The sequence below is a fragment of the Pikeienuella sp. genome, assembly GCF_046290545.1.
Classification (GTDB): domain Bacteria; phylum Pseudomonadota; class Alphaproteobacteria; order Rhodobacterales; family Rhodobacteraceae; genus Pikeienuella.
The window spans coordinates 299,787-317,204 of sequence record NZ_JBKAGV010000014.1 but is presented as its reverse complement, the minus strand read 5'-3'; the positions used below and the strand labels follow the sequence as shown (position 1 = coordinate 317,204).

The following is a 17,418-nucleotide window of genomic DNA, read 5'->3' as shown; positions in this document are numbered from 1 at the left end:
CATGCTCGCGCCGCGGGACCTTTCCCGCCTGCTGCGCCCGCGCTCGGTCGCCGTCATGGGCGGCGGCTGGGCGGCGAATGTCGTCGAACAATGCCTCAAGATGGGCTTCGCGGGGGAGGTCTGGCCCGTGCATCCCTCGAAGGCGGCGGTGGGCGGGGTGCGGGCGTATCCCTCCCTCGCCGCGCTGCCAGGCGCGCCGGACGCGACCTTCATCGGGGTGAACCGGCACGCCACCGTCGATGTCGTCGCGGAACTCTCCGCGATGGGCGCGGGCGGCGCCGTCTGCTTCGCTTCGGGCTGGGCGGAGACGGGGGAGCGGGATTTGCAGGCGCGGCTGGTGGAGGCGGCCGGCGCCATGCCGATCCTCGGGCCGAACTGCTATGGCCTCGTCAACTATCTCGACGGCGCGGCGATCTGGCCGGACCAGCATGGCGGGCGGCGGGAGGCGCGGGGCGTCGCCATCGTCTCGCAAAGCTCCAACATCGCGATCAACCTGACGATGCAGGCCCGCGGCCTGCCGCTCGCCTATATCCTCTGCCTCGGCAATGCGGCGCAGACGGGGCTGGCGGAGGTGGCGGGGGCGTTGCTGGCGGACGAGCGGGTGACGGCGCTCGGCCTCTATCTCGAAGGCGTGGGGGACGCGCCGGCGCTCGCGGCGCTGGCGGAGGCGGCGCGGGCCGCGGGGAAGGGGATCGTCGCCGTGAAGAGCGGCAAGTCGGCGGCCGGGGCGGCGGCGGCGGCGACGCACACGGCCTCCCTCGCCGGGGGCGGCGCGGCCTCCTCCGCCTTTCTCGCGCAGGCGGGGATCGGGGAGGTTCCGGGGCTTTCGGACCTGCTGGAGGCGCTGAAGATCCTTCATGTCCACGGGCCGCTTTCGGGGCGGCGGTTGTCGATCACAGCCTGTTCGGGCGGGGAGGCGGGGCTGTCGGCGGACCTTTCCGCCGGGCTGCCCTTCGAGTTCCCGGCGCCGGCGGGCGAGGCCGCGGCGCGGCTCTCCGCCGTGCTCGGGCCGCTGGTGACGCTCGCGAACCCGCTCGACTACCAGACCTTCATCTGGGGCGACGAGGGGAAGATTGCGGAGGTCTTCTCTGCGATGATGGCGGGCGCGGACGCCGGCTTCTTCGTCATCGATCCGCCGCGGGAGGATCGCTGCGACCCGGCGAGCTTCGTGCCCGCGCTCCGCGCGATCGAGACGGCGGGGCGGGTGAGCGGCAAGCCGGCCTTCCCGGTCGCCTCGCTCGCCGAGAATTTCGGGGAGGAACGGGCGCGGGACTGGATCGCGCGGGGCGTCGCGCCGCTGATGGGGCTCGAAAGCGCGCTCCTCGGGCTCCGCGGGGCGACGGCGCCGGCGGGGCGCGCCGGCTGGCGGCCCTGGGCGGCGCGGGCGGAGCGGCCGGCGCGGCTCCTGCCCGAGGACGAGGCGAAGGCTCTGCTGGCGGCGGCGGGCGTGAGCGTGCCGCTTTATGTGGCGGCGCCGACGCTCCCCGCGCTCCGCATGGCCGCCGCCGCGCTCCGCCCGCCGCTGGCGCTGAAGGGGCTCGGCTTTCTCCACAAGACGGAGGCGGGGGCGGTGCGGCTCGGCCTTTCCACGCTCGCGCGCGAGGGGGAGATGCCGGGCGCATCGGGCTATCTGGCGGAGGAGATGGTGGCGGGCGCGGTGGCGGAGCTGCTGGTCGGGCTCCGGCGCGACCCGGTCTATGGCGGGACGCTGACCATCGGCTTCGGCGGGCGGGAGGCGGAATTGCTGGAGGATGTGGAGACGCTGATCCTCCCCGTCACGGGCGGGGAGATCGAGGCCGCGCTCCGCCGCCGCAGGCTCTTTCCGCTGCTCGACGGCTTTCGCGGGCGGGCGCGGGGCGACGTGGCGGCGGCGGTCTCCGCGGCCTTGTCCATGCAGAAGATCATGGAGCGGGATGCGCGGATCGTGGAGATTGAGGTCAACCCGCTGATGGTTCTGCCCCAGGGCGCCGTGGCGGTCGATGCGGTGATCCGGGAGGCGGAGACGTGAAGCGGAGAACGGTCGGCGCCCTCGTCTATCCGGATTTCGAGTTGCTGGACCTTTACGGCCCGCTCGAGATGTTCGGCATGTTCCCGGACGAGTTCGCACTCCGCATCGTGGCGGACGGGGCGAATTCCGTTCCCTCCGCGCAGGGGCCGCGGACGACGGTGGACGACCTGATCGGGGTCGAGCGCTATGACATCCTCCTCGTCCCCGGCGGGCGGGGGACGCGGCGGGACGTGAAGAATGCGCGGCTCCTCGCCTGGCTGCGGGAGGCGGCGGAGGGCGCGGAGATCGTCGCCTCCGTCTGCACCGGCTCCGCGCTGCTCGCCCGCGCCGGGCTCCTGGACGGGCGCGGGGCGACGACGAACAAGCTCGCCTTCGACTGGGTGGCGAAGCAGGGCCCGAAGGTCGACTGGCGGGGCCGGGCGCGCTGGGTGGAGGACGGCAAGTTCTGGACCGCCTCCGGCGTCTCCGCCGGGACGGACATGGCGCTGGCGCTGATCGGCCGGCTGCTCGGCCCGGAAAAGGCGCGGCAGGCGGCGGACTGGGCGGAATACACGCCCAACGAGGACCCGGCGAACGACCCGTTCGCGAAGGAGGATACATGACGACAGGCCCGATCCGGACGCGCCGCGAGGGCGCGGTGCTCGAAGTCACGCTCGACCGGCCGAAGGCGAACGCCATCGACCTCGTCACGAGCCGGATCATGGGGGAGACCTTCCGCGACTTTCGGGACGACGACACGCTTCGCGTCGCGATCCTGCGGGCGGAGGGGGAGAAGTTCTTCTGCCCCGGCTGGGACCTGAAGGCGGCGGCGGCGGGCGATCCGGTGGACGGGGATTACGGCGTCGGCGGCTTCGGCGGGCTGCAGGAATTGCCGCATCTCAACAAGCCGGTGATCTGCGCCGTCAACGGCATCTGCTGCGGCGGGGGGCTGGAGCTGGCGCTTTCCTGCGACCTCATCCTCGCCTCCTCGAACGCCACCTTCGCGCTGCCGGAAATCCGCTCGGGCACCATCGCGGACGCGGCCTCGCTGAAACTGCCGAAGCGCATCCCCTATCACGTCGCCATGGACCTCCTGCTGACGGGCCGCTGGTTCGACGCGGAGGAGGCGCTGCGCTGGGGCATCCTCAAGGAGATCACGGCGCCGGAGGAGCTGATGGCGAAGGCGTGGAGCCTCGCGCGGCTGCTGGAGAGCGGGCCGCCGCTCGTTTACGCCGCGATCAAGGAGGTGGTGCGGGAGGCGGAGGCGATGCGCTTCCAGGACGCGCTCAACCGCATCACGCGGCGGCAGTTCGCGACGGTGGACCGGCTCTACGGCTCGGAGGACAATCTGGAGGGCGCGAAGGCCTTCGCGGAGGGGCGCGACCCGGTCTGGAAGGGGCGCTAGGGGGCGGATTCGGGCCATAACCATGGTTATCGGCCTCGGGGCCTTGATTTCTATGGAATTTTTCCGTGATCGATTGTTTCAGTGGCCGTAGCCGCGTTCCGCTCGCGTCGGGGCAGGCCCCGGCCCGAACGGCGCGCGGAGGGCCGCGGGCTCCCTCGGGGGGCCGCCTCGGAATGACTGGTCCGCGCGGTTTATGGCGTCAGGAACCCCAAAGGTTGCCCGTCTTGCGCCGTTGCGATGCGGCCTCCCTGGCGGGAGGGAGGCCGCGGCCCGGGCTGGTCGCCCGGGCCAAGGGGCGTGGGGCGCGGCTCCCCTACCCTACCCCGCCGCCAGCCGCCCGACGCCCTCCACGATCCGCGCGAAGGCGGCGCCCGCCCTCGGGGACATATGCCGCGCGCGGAGCCAGCCGTGGACGAGGCCGCGGTCGAGCCGCCAGTCCGCGGCGCCCCCGGCGGCTCGGATGCGGTCCCGATATTCGCGCCCGTCATCGGCCAGCGGGTCGCATTCGGCGCTGAAGATGAGGGTCGGCGGGAGGCCGGAGAAATCTTCGTCATGCAGCGCGGCCGCCGTCGGGTCCCGCTCGGGGGCCTCGCCGGCGAAGCGGATGCGGCCGTAGAAAAGCACGTCCGCCCGGGTGAGCATCGGCGCCTCGGCGTGCTCGATGTAGCTGCCGCGGTCGGCATCGCCGCCGAGGCCGGGATAGATCAGGACCTGACCGGCGACGCGCGCGTCGCTCCCGCGCAGCGCATGGGCGACGGAGGCGGCGAGGGCGGCGCCCGCGCTGTCCCCCGCCAAAATCAGCGGCGCGCCGAAGGCCGCGAAGGCCGCGCGCACGGCGGCGAGCGCATCGAGATAGGCGGCGGGGTGCGGATGTTCGGGCGCGAGCCGGTAGTCGGCGCTGACGACGCGGAGGCCGGTTCCGGCGCAGATCTCGGCGCAGACGTCGTCATGGCTTTCGAGCCCGCCGACGACGAAGCCCCCGCCATGGAGATAGAGAACCGCGCCCCCGCCCGGCCCGCTCTCATAGATGCGGGCGGGAACGCCGCCGATCGGCCAGTCCTCCACCCGGACGCCGGAGGGGCGCGGCGCGCGGAAGGCCGCCGCCATACGGTCATAGACGGCGCGCTGCCCGGCGATGTCGAGGCTCGCCGCGTCGGGCGGGTAGTGCCGCGCCGTCTCCCGGATGAAGGCCTTGATCCCTTCGTCGAGCAGCGCGTCGTAATCGGGCATGGCTCAGCGCCTTTCGGTCTCGCGGATGCGGCGGGCGCCGAGCCAGCCGACGAGGATGCTCGGCGCGTTGGTGTTCCCGGCGATCAGGTTCGGGAAGACCGAGGCGTCGCAGATGCGGAGCCCTTCGAGCCCGCGCACCCGAAGGTCCGGGTCCACCACGGAGCTTTCCGGGTCCGTCCCCATCCGCAGCGTCGCGCAGGGATGATAGACGGTGCCGGATCGTTCGCGGATGTCGGCGATCAGCGCCTCGTCGCTTTCGACGGCGGGGCCGGGGCGCAGTTCCTCCGCGATCACGGCGCGCATCGGCGCGGTGGCGGCGAGGCGGCGGAGGAAGCGGGCGCCCGCCAGCATCTCCTCCATGTCCCGCCCGTCCGCGAAGGCGCCGGCGCGGATGCGGGGCGGCGCGAAGGGGTCGGGGCCCGCCAGCCCGATCTCCCCCCGGCTCCACGGCCGCGCGTTGGAAAGGCCGAGGCTCATGCCGGAGAACGGGTCCGGCGTCAGCAGCGGGCGCTTTCCGGGGCGGGGGACGAGGGTGGAGAAGGCCTGGAAATAGAGCTGCATGTTCGGTCGCGGCCGCTCCGGCGACGTGCGGAAGAAGCCGCCGCCGTGGTTGACGGACTTCGCGAGCGGCCCGGTTCCGAAAAGGAGCCAGCGGAGGCCGGCGCGGAGCTTGCCGAGAAGCGGGCGCAGCTCGTCATTATAGGTCGGCGCGTTCGCGCGGTAGGTGTGGTTGAGCCCGAGATGGTCCGCCATGTTGCGCCCGACATGGGGATGGTCGAGGAGCGGCGCCACGCCGTTCGCGGCGAGGTCCGCGGCGGGGCCGACCCCGGACAGCATCAGGAGCTGCGGGGAGTTCACCGCCCCGCCGGCGAGGATCACCTCCCGCGCCGCCCGCGCCTCCCCCTCCCGCCCGTTCCGGCGGAAGGCGATTCCCGTGGCCCGCCGCCCCTCGAAGAGGATGCGCGTCGCCTGCGCCCCGGTCCAGACGGTCACGTTCCGCCGCCGCATGGCGGGGCGGAGGAAGGCGCGGGCGGCGGAGTTCCGCCGCGCGCCGCGGATCGTCATCTGGTAGGTCCCGGCGCCCTCCTGGCGAGCGCCGTTGAAATCCGGGTTATGGGGCAGCCCCGCCGCCGCCGCCCCGGCGACGAAGGCGTCGCAGAGCGGGTGCAGGTCCCGCCGGTTGGCGGAGATGAAGAGCGGCCCGCCGGCGCCGCGCCATTCGTCGCCGCCGGCCTCGTTGTCCTCGATCTCGCGATAGGCTTCCCGCGCCGCCTCCCAGCCCCAGTGCGGGCCGGCGGCGGCGCCCCAATCCTCGTAATCCTCCCGCCCGCCCCGCGCCCAGACCATCGCGTTGATGGAGCTGGAGCCGCCGAGAAGCTTCCCCCGCGGCCAGTAATCGGGGCGCCCGCCGAGGCCGGGGTCGGGCTCCGTCAGGTAGGCCCAGTTCACCGCAGGGTCGAAGAAGAGCTTGCCGTAGCCGAGCGGCATGTGGACGAAGAAGCGCCGGTCGCTCCCCCCCGCCTCGATGACGAGGACGGAGCGCGCGCCGTCCGCCGAGAGCCGCTCGGCCAGGACGCAGCCTGCGGAGCCCGCGCCGACGATCACATAGTCGAAAACCGGCGAGGCCATGATCTCAGGCGCCGCCCTTCGAAGCGTCATGCGGTCGCCGTGCGCCCCGCTCCGTCGTCGCCTTCACGAAGGCGACGAACTCGCACGACAAGGTTTCGAGCGCGACGATGCGGGGCATGGGCAGGGTCCGGCGGGAGAGACTCCTCGCGTTCCTAGCCGCTTCCGCAGCGCCGCGCCACGGGGAGTTTCGGGGCCGTTTACCTGGCCGGCGCGGCCATCTCCGTCAGGTTCGGGGCGCCTGCGCCCGGCAGATCCTCCCCGCCCCCGATCGCCGCAAGCGCGAAGAGCGCTGCGGCGAAGAGGGCGAGGAGGGCGCCGAGGCGGCGGCGGTCTTCCGAAGGCCCGGCCGCGGCGTCGCGCCGCCCGGCGGCGCGGCTTTCGATGGTTCCGTATCGCATGGTGCGTCTCCAGGATCCTGCGGCCCGGGGGGGCCGCCTGCTCATGGAGATGGGCGCCGGAGATCAATTCCGGAAACGAATGTATTTCATCGCTTCCATCACTCTACGTGATGATCGGACGCCGCCCTCACACCCGCCAGCCCACCGCCTCCGGCTCATGCGCGCCGAGACCTTCGGCGAGCGCCCGCGCCATCTCGCGGAAGCGCGCGGCCTCCGGCCCCTCCGGCTTCGCGGCGACGATGGGCGTCCCCCCGTCCGAGGTCACGCGGAGGTCGAGCGTCAGCGGCACGCGGCCGAGGAAGGGCGCGCCGATCCGCTCCGCTTCCGCCTCCGCGCCGCCATGGCCGAAGATCTGCGTCTCGTGCCCGCAATTCGGGCAGCAGAAGGTCGCCATGTTCTCGATCACGCCGAGGATCGGGATCTTGATCTTGTCGAACATGTCGATCGCCTTCCGCGCGTCGATCAGCGCCACGTCCTGCGGGGTGGAGACGACGACGGCGCCGGAGAGCTTCGTCTTCTGGCTCAGCGTCAGCTGCACGTCGCCGGTGCCGGGCGGGAGATCGACGATCAGGAAGTCGAGCGGGGCCCAGTTCACCTGATAGAGCATCTGCGTCACCGCGCTCATCAGCATCGGGCCGCGCCAGATCACGCTCTCCCGCTCGCCCGTCAGGAAGCCCATGGACATGCATTTGACGCCGAAGCCGCGCATCGGCTCGATGTTCTGCCCGTCCGGCGAGGAGGGGCGGCCCGCGATGCCGAGGAGGCGCGGCTGGGAGGGGCCGTAGACGTCCGCATCCAGCAGCCCGACGCGCCAGCCCTCCATCGCGAGCGCGACGGCGAGATTGGCGGAGACGGTGGACTTGCCGACGCCGCCCTTGCCCGAACCGACGGCGACGATGCGGGCGACGCCGGGCACGACACCGCCCTGCGGCGGCGCCGGCGGCGGGCGGAGCGGCTTGTCGCCGGGTTTCGCGCGCGTGCCGAGATCGGGCGGCGCGCCTTTCGGAGCCGTAGGCGTATCGGAATGCGCGGTGAGCGCGGCGATGACGGACGTGACGCCGGGAACCGCCTTCGCCGCCGCCTCCGCCGCCTGCCGCAGCGGCTCCAGCGCGGCGCCCCGCGCCGGGTCCACCTCCAGCGCGAAGCGCACCGCCCCGCCCTCGACCGTGAGGCCGACGACCATGCCGGAGGTCACGATGTCCCGCCCGTGGCCACCCGAATCCGTTACAGCGGAAAGCGCCTTCAGCACGTCCTCGCGTCTCGCGTCCGCCATGTCGCCTCCCGAAAGCGTTCATATTCGGATGCTAGATAGCCTCAGGGGCTCCGCTTCGCCACCGGCCTGTTCGGCGCGTGACGAAGCGCGCACGAAACCGGGCCGCGGCGGCGCAAAATCGGTTGCCCCGCTGGCGCGGCCTTGCGACAAACGGGGCGCAACCGGGGGGAAGAGACGGATGCCGCAGCCTTTGCTGACGGTTGAGGGACTGACCATCGCGTTCGGCGCGGGCCGCTCCGCCGTGCGCGTGGTCGACGACGTCTCCTTCGCCGTGCGGCGGGGGGAGACGCTGGCGCTCGTCGGCGAATCGGGCTCGGGCAAGACGCTGACGGGCAAGGCCCTGCTCGGCATCCTGCCGAAGGGCGCGGCGATCATCGCCGGCCGCGCGATCCTGGCGGATGACGGCGGGGAGACGGACCTCCTCGCCCTCGACCCGGCCGCGCTCCGCAAGGTGCGGGGCAAGCGCGTCTCGATGATCTTCCAGGAGCCGATGAGCTCCCTCTCCTCGCTCCACACGATCGGGGATCAGGTGGGCGAGGCCGTGCGCCTCCACACCGACCTTCGCGGCGCGGCGGTCAAGGCGCGCTGCATCGAAACCTTCGCCGCCGTGGGCTTCCCGGACCCGGAGCGGGCCTTCCGCGCCTATCCGTTCGAGCTTTCGGGCGGGCTCCGCCAGCGCGCGATGATCGCGATGGCGATGGTCTGCCGCCCGGCGCTGATGATCGCGGACGAGCCGACGACCGCGCTCGACGTGACGACGCAGGCGACCGTGCTGGACCTCATCAAGACGCTCCAGCGCGAGACCGGCATGTCCGTCGTCATGGTCACGCACGATCTCGGCGTGGTCGCCAACATGGCCGACAGCGTCGTCGTCCTCCGCAAGGGCAAGGTTGTGGAGAGCGGCCCGGCCCGCGCCGTGCTGAAGACGCCCGGCCACGGCTACACGAGGAAGCTGATCGCCGCCGCGCCGGAAATCCCCGAAAATCTGGAGCCGCGGCACGCCCCGTCCGAGGATTTCATCCTCCGCGCGCGGCATCTCTCCAAGACCTATCCGGGCAAGGCGCAGGGCCTCGGCCGCGTCTCCCCGCCGGTGAAGGCGGTGCAGGACGTGCGGATCGACCTCCGGCGGGGGGAGACGCTGGCCATCGTCGGCGAATCCGGCTCCGGCAAGTCCACCGTCGCCAAGCTGATGCTTCAGGCGGAGCGGCCGGACCCCGGCGCCTCCGTCCTCTTCCGCGGCGCGGACGGCGCGGAGGTGGACGTGGCGGCGCTCAGGGGGGAGGAGCTCCGGGATTTCCGCCGCAAGGTGCAGATCGTCTTTCAGGACCCGTTCTCCTCCCTCTCCCCCCGCATGTGCGTGCGGGACATCCTGACGGAGCCGCTTCGCGTCCACGGCGTCGGCACGGGGCGGGAGCAGCGGGAGCGGGCGGCGGACCTGATGGAGCGCGTCGGCCTTTCCGCCGACCATCTCCAGCGCTTCCCGCACGCCTTTTCCGGCGGGCAGCGGCAGCGCATCTCCATCGCCCGCGCCCTCGCCCTCGGGCCGGAGCTGATCGTCTGCGACGAGCCGACCTCCGCGCTCGACGTGTCCGTGCAGGCGCAGGTCCTCGCCCTTTTCAAGGAGATACGGGACGAGTTCGGCCTCTCCTACCTCTTCATCAGCCATGACCTCGCGGTGGTGGCGGACCTTGCGGACCGCGTCGCCGTCATGCGCCGGGGCCGGGTGATCGAGGAGGGGCCGGTGAAGGCGCTCTTCACCAATCCGGTCCATCCCTACACGCAGGCGCTGATGGCCGCCTCGCCCGAGCCGGACATGGACCGCCCGCTCGACCTCGCCGCCGTGGCGCGCGGGGCCGGCGAGCCCGACAGCTGGCCCGAGCCCTTCGGCTATCGGGACGATGCGGCGCCGGACCTGATCGAGGTGAATGCGGGCCACTACGTCAGGAGAGCAGCATGAGACCCATCCTCCCCGCCCTCTTCGCGCTCTGCCTCTGCGCCGCCCCGGCTTCCGCCCTCACGATGCAGGAGACGCCCTCCCTCGCCCCGCTCGTCGCCGAAGGCGCGCTGCCGCCGGTCACGGAACGGGCGCCGGAGGAGCCGCTGGTCGTCGACCTCGCCGCCCGCGGCCGCACGATCGGCGCGCATGGCGGGCAGATCCGCACCCTGATCGGGCGGGCGCGGGACGTGCGCTACGCCGTCGTCTACGGTTACGCCCGGCTCGTCGGCTATGACGAGGATTTCCGGCTCGCCGCCGACCTCCTGAAGGCGGTCGAGGTGGAGGAGGGGCGTGTCTTCACCCTCCGCCTCCGCAAGGGCCACAAATGGTCAGACGGGTCGCCCTTCACGGCGGAGGATTTCCGCTACTGGTGGCAGGACGTGGCGAACCACCCCGAGCTTTCGCCCGCCGGCCCGCCGGAGCTTTTCCTCGTGAACGGCGTGGAGCCGGTGTTCGAGGTGCTGGACGAGACGACGGTGCGCTACACCTGGCAGGCGCCGAACCCGCGCTTCCTCCCCGCCCTCGCCGCCGCGCGGCCGCCCTTCATCTATCGCCCCTCCGCCTTCATGAAGGCCTATCACGCCCGCTACGCCGACCCGGCCGCGCTGGAGGAGGCGGTGGACGACGCCGGGGTGAGGAACTGGGCGCAGCTCCACAACCGGCTCGACAATCTCTACGATTTCGACAATCCGGACCTGCCGACGCTCCAGCCGTGGGTGAACGTGACGCCGAAGAACAACAGCCGCTATGTGCTGGAGCGGAATCCCTATTACCACCGCTTCGACCCGGAGGGCCGCCAGCTCCCCTATGTCGACACGATCGAGATGACGGTCGCCGCAGGCGGGCTGATCCCGGCCAAGGCGAACCGCGGCGAGGTCGATCTCCAGGCCCGCGGCCTCGCCTTCGGCGACGCGCCGGTGCTGAAAAAGGGGGAGAAGGGGGGCGGATACGTCACCCGGCTCTGGACGAACGGCGCCGCCTCCGACGTCGCGCTCTACCCGAACCAGACGGTGAACGACCCGGTCTGGCGCGCGCTGATGCGGGACGTGCGCTTCCGCCGGGCGCTCTCCCTCTCGATCAACCGGATCGCGATCAACAAGTCGCTCTATTTCGGCATGGCCAAGCCCTCCGCCGTCGCCGCCCTGCCGGCGAGCCCGTTCTATGACGAGGAGCACGCGATGGCCTATGCGAAGCTGAACCGGGACGAGGCGCGCGCCCTGCTCGACGAGGTGGGGCTCGACAAGGTCGATTCCGAAGGCTGGCGCCTCCTGCCGGACGGCAGGCGCGCCGAGATCGTGGTGGAGACGGCGGGCGAGCGGCAGGAGGAGATGGACGCGCTCGAACTCGTGCAGGAGATGTGGAAGGAGGTCGGCCTCAAGATGATCTTCCGCCCGCTGGACCGGGACATCCTGCGCAACAAGGCCTTCGCCGGGGAAAGCATGATGCCGGTCTGGTTCGGATGGGACAACGGCGTGCCGACGCCGGACGCCGTGCCCTCCGCGCTTGCGCCGGTGGACCAGACGAACTTCGCCTGGCCGGCCTGGGGCCAGCACTACCAGACCAAGGGCGCCGCGGGCGAGAAGCCGGCGACACCGGAGGCGCAGGCCCTCCTCGCCCTGTTCGAGCGCTGGTCCATCGCTTCTTCCGAGAGCGAGAAGGCCGCGATCTGGGAAGAGATGCTGGAGATCCACGCCGAGCAGATCATGGCCATCGGCCTCGTCTCCGGCGCGCCGCAGCCCATCGTCATCTCGAAGCGGCTGAGGAACTTCCCCGAGAACGGGATCTACGCCTGGGAGCCGGCGGCGCATATCGGCGCCTACCGGATCGACGAACTCTATTTCGCCGAATGATGCGCGGGACAGCGATCAAGGCCGGAGGGCGCACCTGATGCTCGCCTACATCCTGCGCCGCTGCGTCACGATGGCGGGGACCCTCGCCGTCATCTCCGTCCTCATCTTCGCGATCATCAACCTGCCGGAAGGCAACTACCTCACCAACCAGATCCGGGAGCTGATGGCGACCGGGGAGCAGGGCTCCATCGCGAAGGCGCAGTTCCTCCTCGCGCAGTATTCGCTCGACCGGCCGGTCTGGGAACAATACCTCGTCTGGGTCGGGCTCTGGCCGGGGCCGGACGGGTTCTCCGGCATGTTGCAGGGGAATTTCGGCTATTCCTTCGAGCTTGACCGGCAGGTCTATGACGTGGTGGCCGAGGCGATGTGGTTCACCATCGGGCTCAACCTCGTCGTCGTGCTCTTCGTCTATCTGACGGCGCTGCCGCTCGGCGCGCTCGCCGCCGTGCGCGCCAACACCTGGATCGACTATCTCGCCGCGCTGATCGGCTATATCGGCCTCGCGACGCCCAACTTCCTCCTCGCGCTCGTGCTCATGTATTACGGCAACAAGGCGGTCGGGCTGCCGATCGGCGGCGGCATGGCGAGGGAGTTCATCGACCAGCCGATGAGCCTGGAGAAGTTCGGCTCTATCATGCTCCACATGGTCGCCCCCGTCGTCGTCATCGGCACGGCCGGCATGGCGGGCATGATGCGCCGGCTCCGCGCCAACCTGCTGGACGAGCTCGGGAAACCTTACGTCACCACCGCGGCGGCGAAGGGCGTCTCCCCGACCCGCGCGGTCATCAAGTATCCGCTCCGCATGGCGCTCAACCCCTTCATCGCGGATATCGGCAACCTGCTGCCGCAGCTCATCTCCGGCTCCGTCCTCGTCTCCGTGGTGATGAGCCTGCCGACCATCGGCCCCGTGCTCCTTTCCGCGCTGCGTAGCCAGGACATCTTCCTCTCGGGCTTCATCCTCCTCTTCGTCTCGGCGCTGACGCTGGTGGGGATGCTGATCTCCGACATCCTTCTCGCGGTGGTGGACCCGCGCATCAGGCTCTCGGGCAAGGCGGGGGGCGCGCGATGACGAAGATCGACCCGGACCGGCATTTCATCGCCAAGGACGATTACGACGAGGCGGCGGACCTTCAGGCGCTGGACCGCGCCGATCTCGACGCGCCGACCTGGGTGCTGATCTGGCGGCGGTTCCTCAGGCACAAGCTTGGCGTCGTCTCCGGCGTCTATCTCCTCGTCATCTATCTCGCGCTGCCCTTCGTGGACGTGCTCTCGCCCTATCATTATGCGGAGCGGAACGAGAACCACATCTACGCCCCGCCGCAGCCCGTGCGGCTCTGGTCCGAGGCCTACGGCTTCGGCCTCCACACCTTCGTGACGGAGGAGAAGTTCGACGTGGAGACCTTCCAGATGGGCTCCATCGTGGACTGGTCGCAGCCGCTGAAAATCCCGCTCTTCCAGAGCTGCGGGAGCACCTATCGCCTCCTCGGCCTCATCGAGACGAGCTTCCGCTTCATCTGCCCGCCGGAGGGCGGAACGCTCTTCATACTCGGGACGGACAGGCTGGGGCGGGACGTGCACAGCCGGATCATGCACGGCGCGCAGCTTTCGCTCACCGTGGGGCTCATCGGCGTCGCCGTCTCCTTCGCCATCGGGCTCGTCCTCGGCGGCATGGCGGGCTATTTCGGCGGCTGGGTGGACAGCCTGACGATGCGGGCCATCGAGATCATCCGCTCGCTGCCGGAACTGCCGATCTGGCTGGCGCTCGCCGCGGCGATTCCGGCGAACTGGGGGCCCGTCTCCGTCTTCTTCCTTATATCCATCATCCTCGGGCTGCTGGACTGGCCGGGCCTTGCGCGCGCCGTCCGCTCGAAATTCCTGGCGCTGAGGGAGGAGGATTATGTGAAGGCGGCGGAGCTGATGGGGGCGCGGCCCACGCGGATCATCGGCGCGCACATGATGCCGAACTTCATGTCCCACCTCGTCGCCTCGGCGACGCTCTCGATCCCCGCCATGATCCTCGGGGAGACGGCGCTCTCCTTCCTCGGGCTCGGCCTCCGCCCGCCCGCCGTCAGCTGGGGGCTGATGCTGAACGACGCGCTCGACCTCACGGTGGTGGAGATCTATCCATGGCTCCTGATGCCGCTCGTGCCGGTCATCATGGTGGTGCTGGCCTTCAGCTTCCTCGGCGACGGGCTCAGGGACGCGCTCGACCCCTACAGTTGAGCGCTGACTGGCCCGGGCCGGTTAGTTCCCCGCGCTCTCCATTCGCCGCCGCTCCAGAGCCTCCTCCAGCCAGCCGCGCCGCATCTCGGGCACGGAGGCGAGGAGGAGGTCAGTGTAATCGTCGAAGGGCGGGGAGAGGACGGCGGATTTCTGGCCGTAGCGCTGCACCCGGCCGCGATACATGACCGCGATCCGGTCCGCGATGGCGCGCACCGTCGCGATGTCATGCGTGATGAAGAGATAGGCGACGCCCTCCTCCGCCTGGAGCCGGAGGAGGAGCTTCAGCACGCCGTCCGCCACCAGCGGGTCAAGCGCGGAGGTCACCTCGTCGCAGATGATGAGCCGGGGCTTCGCGGCGAGGGCGCGGGCGATGCAGACGCGCTGCTTCTGCCCGCCGGAAAGCTCGGCCGGATAGCGGTCGATGAAGCCGGAGCCCATCTCGATCTGCTCCAGCAGCTCTTGCACCCGCCGCCGCCGCGCCTCGCCCCTCAGCCCGAAATAGAAGGAGAGCGGGCGGCCGATGATCGTGCCGACCGTCTGGCGCGGGTTCATCGCCGTGTCGGCCATCTGGTAGATCATCTGGATCTCGCGGAGATCGTCCCGGCTCCTTCCCGCGAGGGCGGGGGAAAGGCGGCGGCCGGCGAAGTCGATCTCCCCCTCTCGCGCGGGGAGGAGGCCGGTGATGACGCGGGCGAGGGTGGACTTGCCCGAGCCGCTCTCCCCCACCACCGCCAGCGTCTGCCCGGCGGGGAGGTCGACGCTCACGTCGCTCAGCACGTCGAACCCCGTGCCGCGATAGCGGGCCGTGACGCCGCGGACGGAGAGGACGGGCTCCGCCCCTTCCGGCTTCTCCTCATGCTCGATGGAGCGGACGGAGACGAGGGCGCGGGTGTATTCCTCCCACGGGGCGGTGATGATCTGCTGCGTCTCCCCGTATTCCACCGCCTCGCCGCCGCGGAGGACGAGGATATGGTCCGCCACCTGCGCGACCACGGCGAGGTCATGCGTGATGTAGAGGGCGGCGACGCCGGTATCCCGGATCGCCTCCTTGATCGCGGCGAGAACCTCGATCTGCGTCGTCACGTCGAGCGCGGTCGTCGGTTCGTCAAAGATCACGAGGTCGGGCTCGGGGCAGAGCGCCATCGCGGTCATCACGCGCTGGAGCTGCCCGCCCGAGACCTGGTGCGGATAGCGGCGCCCGATGGTTTCGGGCTCCGGCAGGCCGAGCTTGCCGAAGAGGCGGACGGCGCGCGCCTCCGCCTCCTTTCGGGAGGCGACGCCGTGGGCGAGCGCGGCCTCCACCACCTGCTCCATCAGGCGCTTCGCCGGGTTGAAGGCGGCGGCGGCGGACTGGGCGACATAGGTCGCCTCCTTCCCCCTGAGCGCGCGGAGGCCGGAGGCAGGCTCCTTCATCAGGTCCCGCCCATTGAGCCGCACGGCGCCGCCCGTCAGCCGCACGCCGGAGCGGCCATAGGCCATGGAGGCGAGGCCGATCGTGGACTTGCCGGCGCCCGATTCCCCGATCAGGCCCAGCACCTTGCCCCGCTCCAGCGTGAGCGAGACGCCCTTGACGAGCACGACCTCGCGCGGGGGCTCGCCGGGCGGATAGGCGGTCGCCTCGATCCGGAGGTTCTCGATTTCGAGAAGGCGGTCAGCCACCGCGCCCCCCTTTCAGGCTCGACGTGCGGTTCAGGATCCAGTCCGCCACGAGGTTGACGGAGATCGCCAGCGTCGCGATGGCGAAGGCGGGGACGAGCGCGGCGGGCACGCCCCAGACGATCCCCTCCCGGTTCTCCTTCACGATCCCGCCCCAATCGGCCAGCGGCGGCTGCACGCCGAGGCCGAGGAAGGAGAGCGTGGAGATGAAGAGCACCATGAAGATGAAGCGCAGGCCCATCTCCGCGATGAGGGGGGAGAGGGCGTTCGGCAGGATTTCCCGGAAGATGATCCAGCCGGTGCGCTCCCCCCGCAGCTTCGCCGCCTCGACGAAGTCCATCACCGTCACGTCCACCGCCACGGCGCGGGCGAGGCGGAAGACGCGGGTGGAATCGAGGAGGCCCATGACGAGGATCAGCACCGGCACGGTGACGGGGGTGACCGAGAGGACGGCGAGCGCGAAGATCAGCGAGGGGATCGACATGATGAGGTCGACGAAGCGGGAGAGCAGCTGGTCGACGAACCCGCCCCTCACCGCCGCGACGAAGCCGAGCACGGAGCCGAGGGTGAAGGAAAGGAGCGTCGCCGCCGTCGCGACGAAGATCGTCGTCTGCCCGCCCCAGATCATGCGGCTGAGAAGGTCGCGCCCGATGCTGTCCGTCCCCAGCGGATGGGCGGCGGACCAGGGCTCCCACCTGTCCCCCACCACTTCCGCCATGCCGTAGGGGGCGATGAGCCCGGCGAAGATCGCGCCGAGGAAATAGACCGCGGTGAAGACGAGGCCGATCAGCGCGGCGGGGGGAATCCGCCTCATTTCGGATGCCTCAGCCGCGGATTGGAGACGATGGAGACGATGTCCGCCACGAGGTTGAGGCCGATATAGACGGCGGCGAAGATGAGCCCGCAGGCCTGCACCACCGGGACGTCGCGCTTCGAGACATGGTCGACGAGATATTGCCCCATGCCGGGATAGACGAAGACGACCTCCACCACCACGACGCCGACGACGAGATAAGCGAGGTTCAGCATCACCACGTTCACCACCGGCGCCACCGCGTTCGGGAAGGCGTGGCGGGCGACGACGGCGAAGGGCCGGAGCCCTTTCAACTCCGCCGTCTCGACATAGGCGGATTCCATGACGTTGAGGATCGCCGCCCGCGTCATCCGCATCATGTGGCCGAGGACGACGAGGACGAGCACGAGCGCGGGGAGGGAGACGGCGTAGAGCCGCTCCCCGAGGCTCATCCCCTCATGCACGGCGGCGAGCGAGGGGAAGATGCGGAAATTCACCGAGAGGAAGAAGATCGCGATGTAGCCGAGCAGGAATTCGGGGATCGAGACGGTGGCGAGGGTGAAGGTGGAGATCACCTTGTCCGGCCACCGGTCCCGGTAGCGCGCTGCGAGGAGGCCTAGCCCTATGGCGAGGGGCACTGCGATCACGGCGGCCGTCGCGGCCAGGAAGAGCGTGTTGCCGAGGCGCCGCCCCAAGGCCTCCGCGATGTCCTGCCCGTTCGTCAGCGCCGTGCCGAGATCGCCCTGCAGGACGCCGCCCAGCCAGTCGAGATAGCGGGTCAGCGGCGGGTCGTTCAGCCCCAGCTCCGCGCGGAGATTGGCGAGCGCCACCGGCGTCGCCGATTGCCCGAGGATGCTCTGCGCCACGTCGCCCGGCAGGATCATCGTGCCGGCGAAGAGGAGGACGGAGGCCGCCCAGAGGAGGAGGACGCCCAGCACGACGCGCCGGGCGACCAGGATCAGGACAGGATGCACAAGG

At 70.8% G+C, this 17,418-nt stretch carries 14 protein-coding genes; 7 read left to right on the top strand and 7 right to left on the bottom strand.

The features are described 5' to 3' along the window. Position 1: 1 nt before the first annotated feature. Genes ACE37J_RS13200 through ACE37J_RS13190 form a run of 3 tightly spaced genes read left to right on the top strand, consistent with a single transcriptional unit; the run spans position 2 to position 3,392 of the window. Complete coding sequence (locus ACE37J_RS13200) at positions 2–2,008, top strand: acetate--CoA ligase family protein (protein WP_409711722.1); 2,007 nt, start codon at positions 2–4, stop codon at positions 2,006–2,008. Then, positions 2,005–2,610, top strand: a complete 606-nt coding sequence (locus ACE37J_RS13195; protein WP_409711721.1) for a DJ-1/PfpI family protein — start codon at positions 2,005–2,007, stop codon at positions 2,608–2,610. Before ACE37J_RS13200 ends, ACE37J_RS13195 begins: the two co-directional genes overlap by 4 nt. Then, positions 2,607–3,392 (top strand): carnitinyl-CoA dehydratase, encoded by a 786-nt coding sequence (locus ACE37J_RS13190; protein WP_409711720.1) that lies wholly within the window; start codon positions 2,607–2,609, stop codon positions 3,390–3,392. The genes ACE37J_RS13195 and ACE37J_RS13190 overlap by 4 nt, the downstream gene beginning before the upstream one ends. Before the next feature lie 318 nt (positions 3,393–3,710). Here the strand turns inward: ACE37J_RS13190 and ACE37J_RS13185 are convergent, their stop codons facing one another. The 4 genes from ACE37J_RS13185 to ACE37J_RS13170 all read right to left on the bottom strand — a co-directional run bounded on the left by ACE37J_RS13185 (position 3,711) and on the right by ACE37J_RS13170 (position 7,922). Continuing rightward, positions 3,711–4,622 (bottom strand): alpha/beta hydrolase, encoded by a 912-nt coding sequence (locus ACE37J_RS13185; protein WP_409711719.1) that lies wholly within the window; start codon positions 4,620–4,622, stop codon positions 3,711–3,713. Between the two features lie 3 nt (positions 4,623–4,625). Next, positions 4,626–6,281, bottom strand: coding sequence for a GMC family oxidoreductase (locus tag ACE37J_RS13180; RefSeq protein WP_409711718.1), 1,656 nt, complete (start codon positions 6,279–6,281; stop codon positions 4,626–4,628). A 167-nt stretch (positions 6,282–6,448) separates the two neighbouring features. Beyond that, entirely contained in the window at positions 6,449–6,649 is a 201-nt protein-coding gene (locus ACE37J_RS13175) for a hypothetical protein (protein ID WP_409711717.1), read from the bottom strand. A gap of 127 nt (positions 6,650–6,776) precedes the next feature. Next, the gene (locus tag ACE37J_RS13170; RefSeq protein WP_409711716.1) at positions 6,777–7,922 is read right to left on the bottom strand and encodes an Mrp/NBP35 family ATP-binding protein; all 1,146 of its coding nucleotides are present in this window, start codon (positions 7,920–7,922) and stop codon (positions 6,777–6,779) included. A gap of 178 nt (positions 7,923–8,100) precedes the next feature. Here ACE37J_RS13170 and ACE37J_RS13165 point away from each other — a divergent pair, with 178 nt between their 5' ends. The 4 genes from ACE37J_RS13165 to ACE37J_RS13150 are packed head-to-tail and all read left to right on the top strand — an operon-like array spanning position 8,101 to position 13,991. Beyond that, a complete protein-coding gene (locus tag ACE37J_RS13165; protein WP_409711715.1) occupies positions 8,101–9,879 on the top strand; it encodes an ABC transporter ATP-binding protein in 1,779 nt (592 codons plus the stop codon). Continuing rightward, positions 9,876–11,768 (top strand): ABC transporter substrate-binding protein, encoded by a 1,893-nt coding sequence (locus ACE37J_RS13160; protein WP_409711714.1) that lies wholly within the window; start codon positions 9,876–9,878, stop codon positions 11,766–11,768. Before ACE37J_RS13165 ends, ACE37J_RS13160 begins: the two co-directional genes overlap by 4 nt. A gap of 37 nt (positions 11,769–11,805) precedes the next feature. Next, the gene (locus ACE37J_RS13155; RefSeq protein WP_409711713.1) at positions 11,806–12,837 is read left to right on the top strand and encodes an ABC transporter permease; all 1,032 of its coding nucleotides are present in this window, start codon (positions 11,806–11,808) and stop codon (positions 12,835–12,837) included. Then, positions 12,834–13,991: an ABC transporter permease gene (locus ACE37J_RS13150; protein ID WP_409711712.1), complete on the top strand. Its 1,158-nt coding sequence runs from the start codon at positions 12,834–12,836 to the stop codon at positions 13,989–13,991. Before ACE37J_RS13155 ends, ACE37J_RS13150 begins: the two co-directional genes overlap by 4 nt. Positions 13,992–14,012: 21 nt before the next feature. On the opposite strand, the gene ACE37J_RS13145 is transcribed toward ACE37J_RS13150, so the two are convergent. The 3 genes from ACE37J_RS13145 to ACE37J_RS13135 are packed head-to-tail and all read right to left on the bottom strand — an operon-like array spanning position 14,013 to position 17,414. Next, positions 14,013–15,650 carry an ABC transporter ATP-binding protein gene (locus ACE37J_RS13145; protein WP_409711711.1) on the bottom strand — a complete coding sequence of 546 codons (1,638 nt, stop codon included), beginning with the start codon at positions 15,648–15,650 and terminating at the stop codon, positions 14,013–14,015. Then, positions 15,643–16,461, bottom strand: a complete 819-nt coding sequence (locus tag ACE37J_RS13140) for an ABC transporter permease (RefSeq protein WP_409711710.1) — start codon at positions 16,459–16,461, stop codon at positions 15,643–15,645. Before ACE37J_RS13140 ends, ACE37J_RS13145 begins: the two co-directional genes overlap by 8 nt. Then, a complete protein-coding gene (locus ACE37J_RS13135; protein ID WP_409711709.1) occupies positions 16,458–17,414 on the bottom strand; it encodes an ABC transporter permease in 957 nt (318 codons plus the stop codon). The genes ACE37J_RS13140 and ACE37J_RS13135 overlap by 4 nt, the downstream gene beginning before the upstream one ends. Positions 17,415–17,418: the final 4 nt, after the last annotated feature.

Coding starts and splice junctions, on each gene's coding strand:
- ACE37J_RS13200 (WP_409711722.1), top strand. CDS start 2: ATGCTCGCGCCGCGGGACCTTTCCCGCCTGCTGCGCCCGCGCTCGGTC.
- ACE37J_RS13190 (WP_409711720.1), top strand. CDS start 2,607: ATGACGACAGGCCCGATCCGGACGCGCCGCGAGGGCGCGGTGCTCGAA.
- ACE37J_RS13185 (WP_409711719.1), bottom strand. CDS start 4,622: ATGCCCGATTACGACGCGCTGCTCGACGAAGGGATCAAGGCCTTCATC.
- ACE37J_RS13180 (WP_409711718.1), bottom strand. CDS start 6,281: ATGACGCTTCGAAGGGCGGCGCCTGAGATCATGGCCTCGCCGGTTTTC.
- ACE37J_RS13175 (WP_409711717.1), bottom strand. CDS start 6,649: ATGCGATACGGAACCATCGAAAGCCGCGCCGCCGGGCGGCGCGACGCC.
- ACE37J_RS13170 (WP_409711716.1), bottom strand. CDS start 7,922: ATGGCGGACGCGAGACGCGAGGACGTGCTGAAGGCGCTTTCCGCTGTA.
- ACE37J_RS13165 (WP_409711715.1), top strand. CDS start 8,101: ATGCCGCAGCCTTTGCTGACGGTTGAGGGACTGACCATCGCGTTCGGC.
- ACE37J_RS13160 (WP_409711714.1), top strand. CDS start 9,876: ATGAGACCCATCCTCCCCGCCCTCTTCGCGCTCTGCCTCTGCGCCGCC.
- ACE37J_RS13155 (WP_409711713.1), top strand. CDS start 11,806: ATGCTCGCCTACATCCTGCGCCGCTGCGTCACGATGGCGGGGACCCTC.
- ACE37J_RS13150 (WP_409711712.1), top strand. CDS start 12,834: ATGACGAAGATCGACCCGGACCGGCATTTCATCGCCAAGGACGATTAC.
- ACE37J_RS13140 (WP_409711710.1), bottom strand. CDS start 16,461: ATGAGGCGGATTCCCCCCGCCGCGCTGATCGGCCTCGTCTTCACCGCG.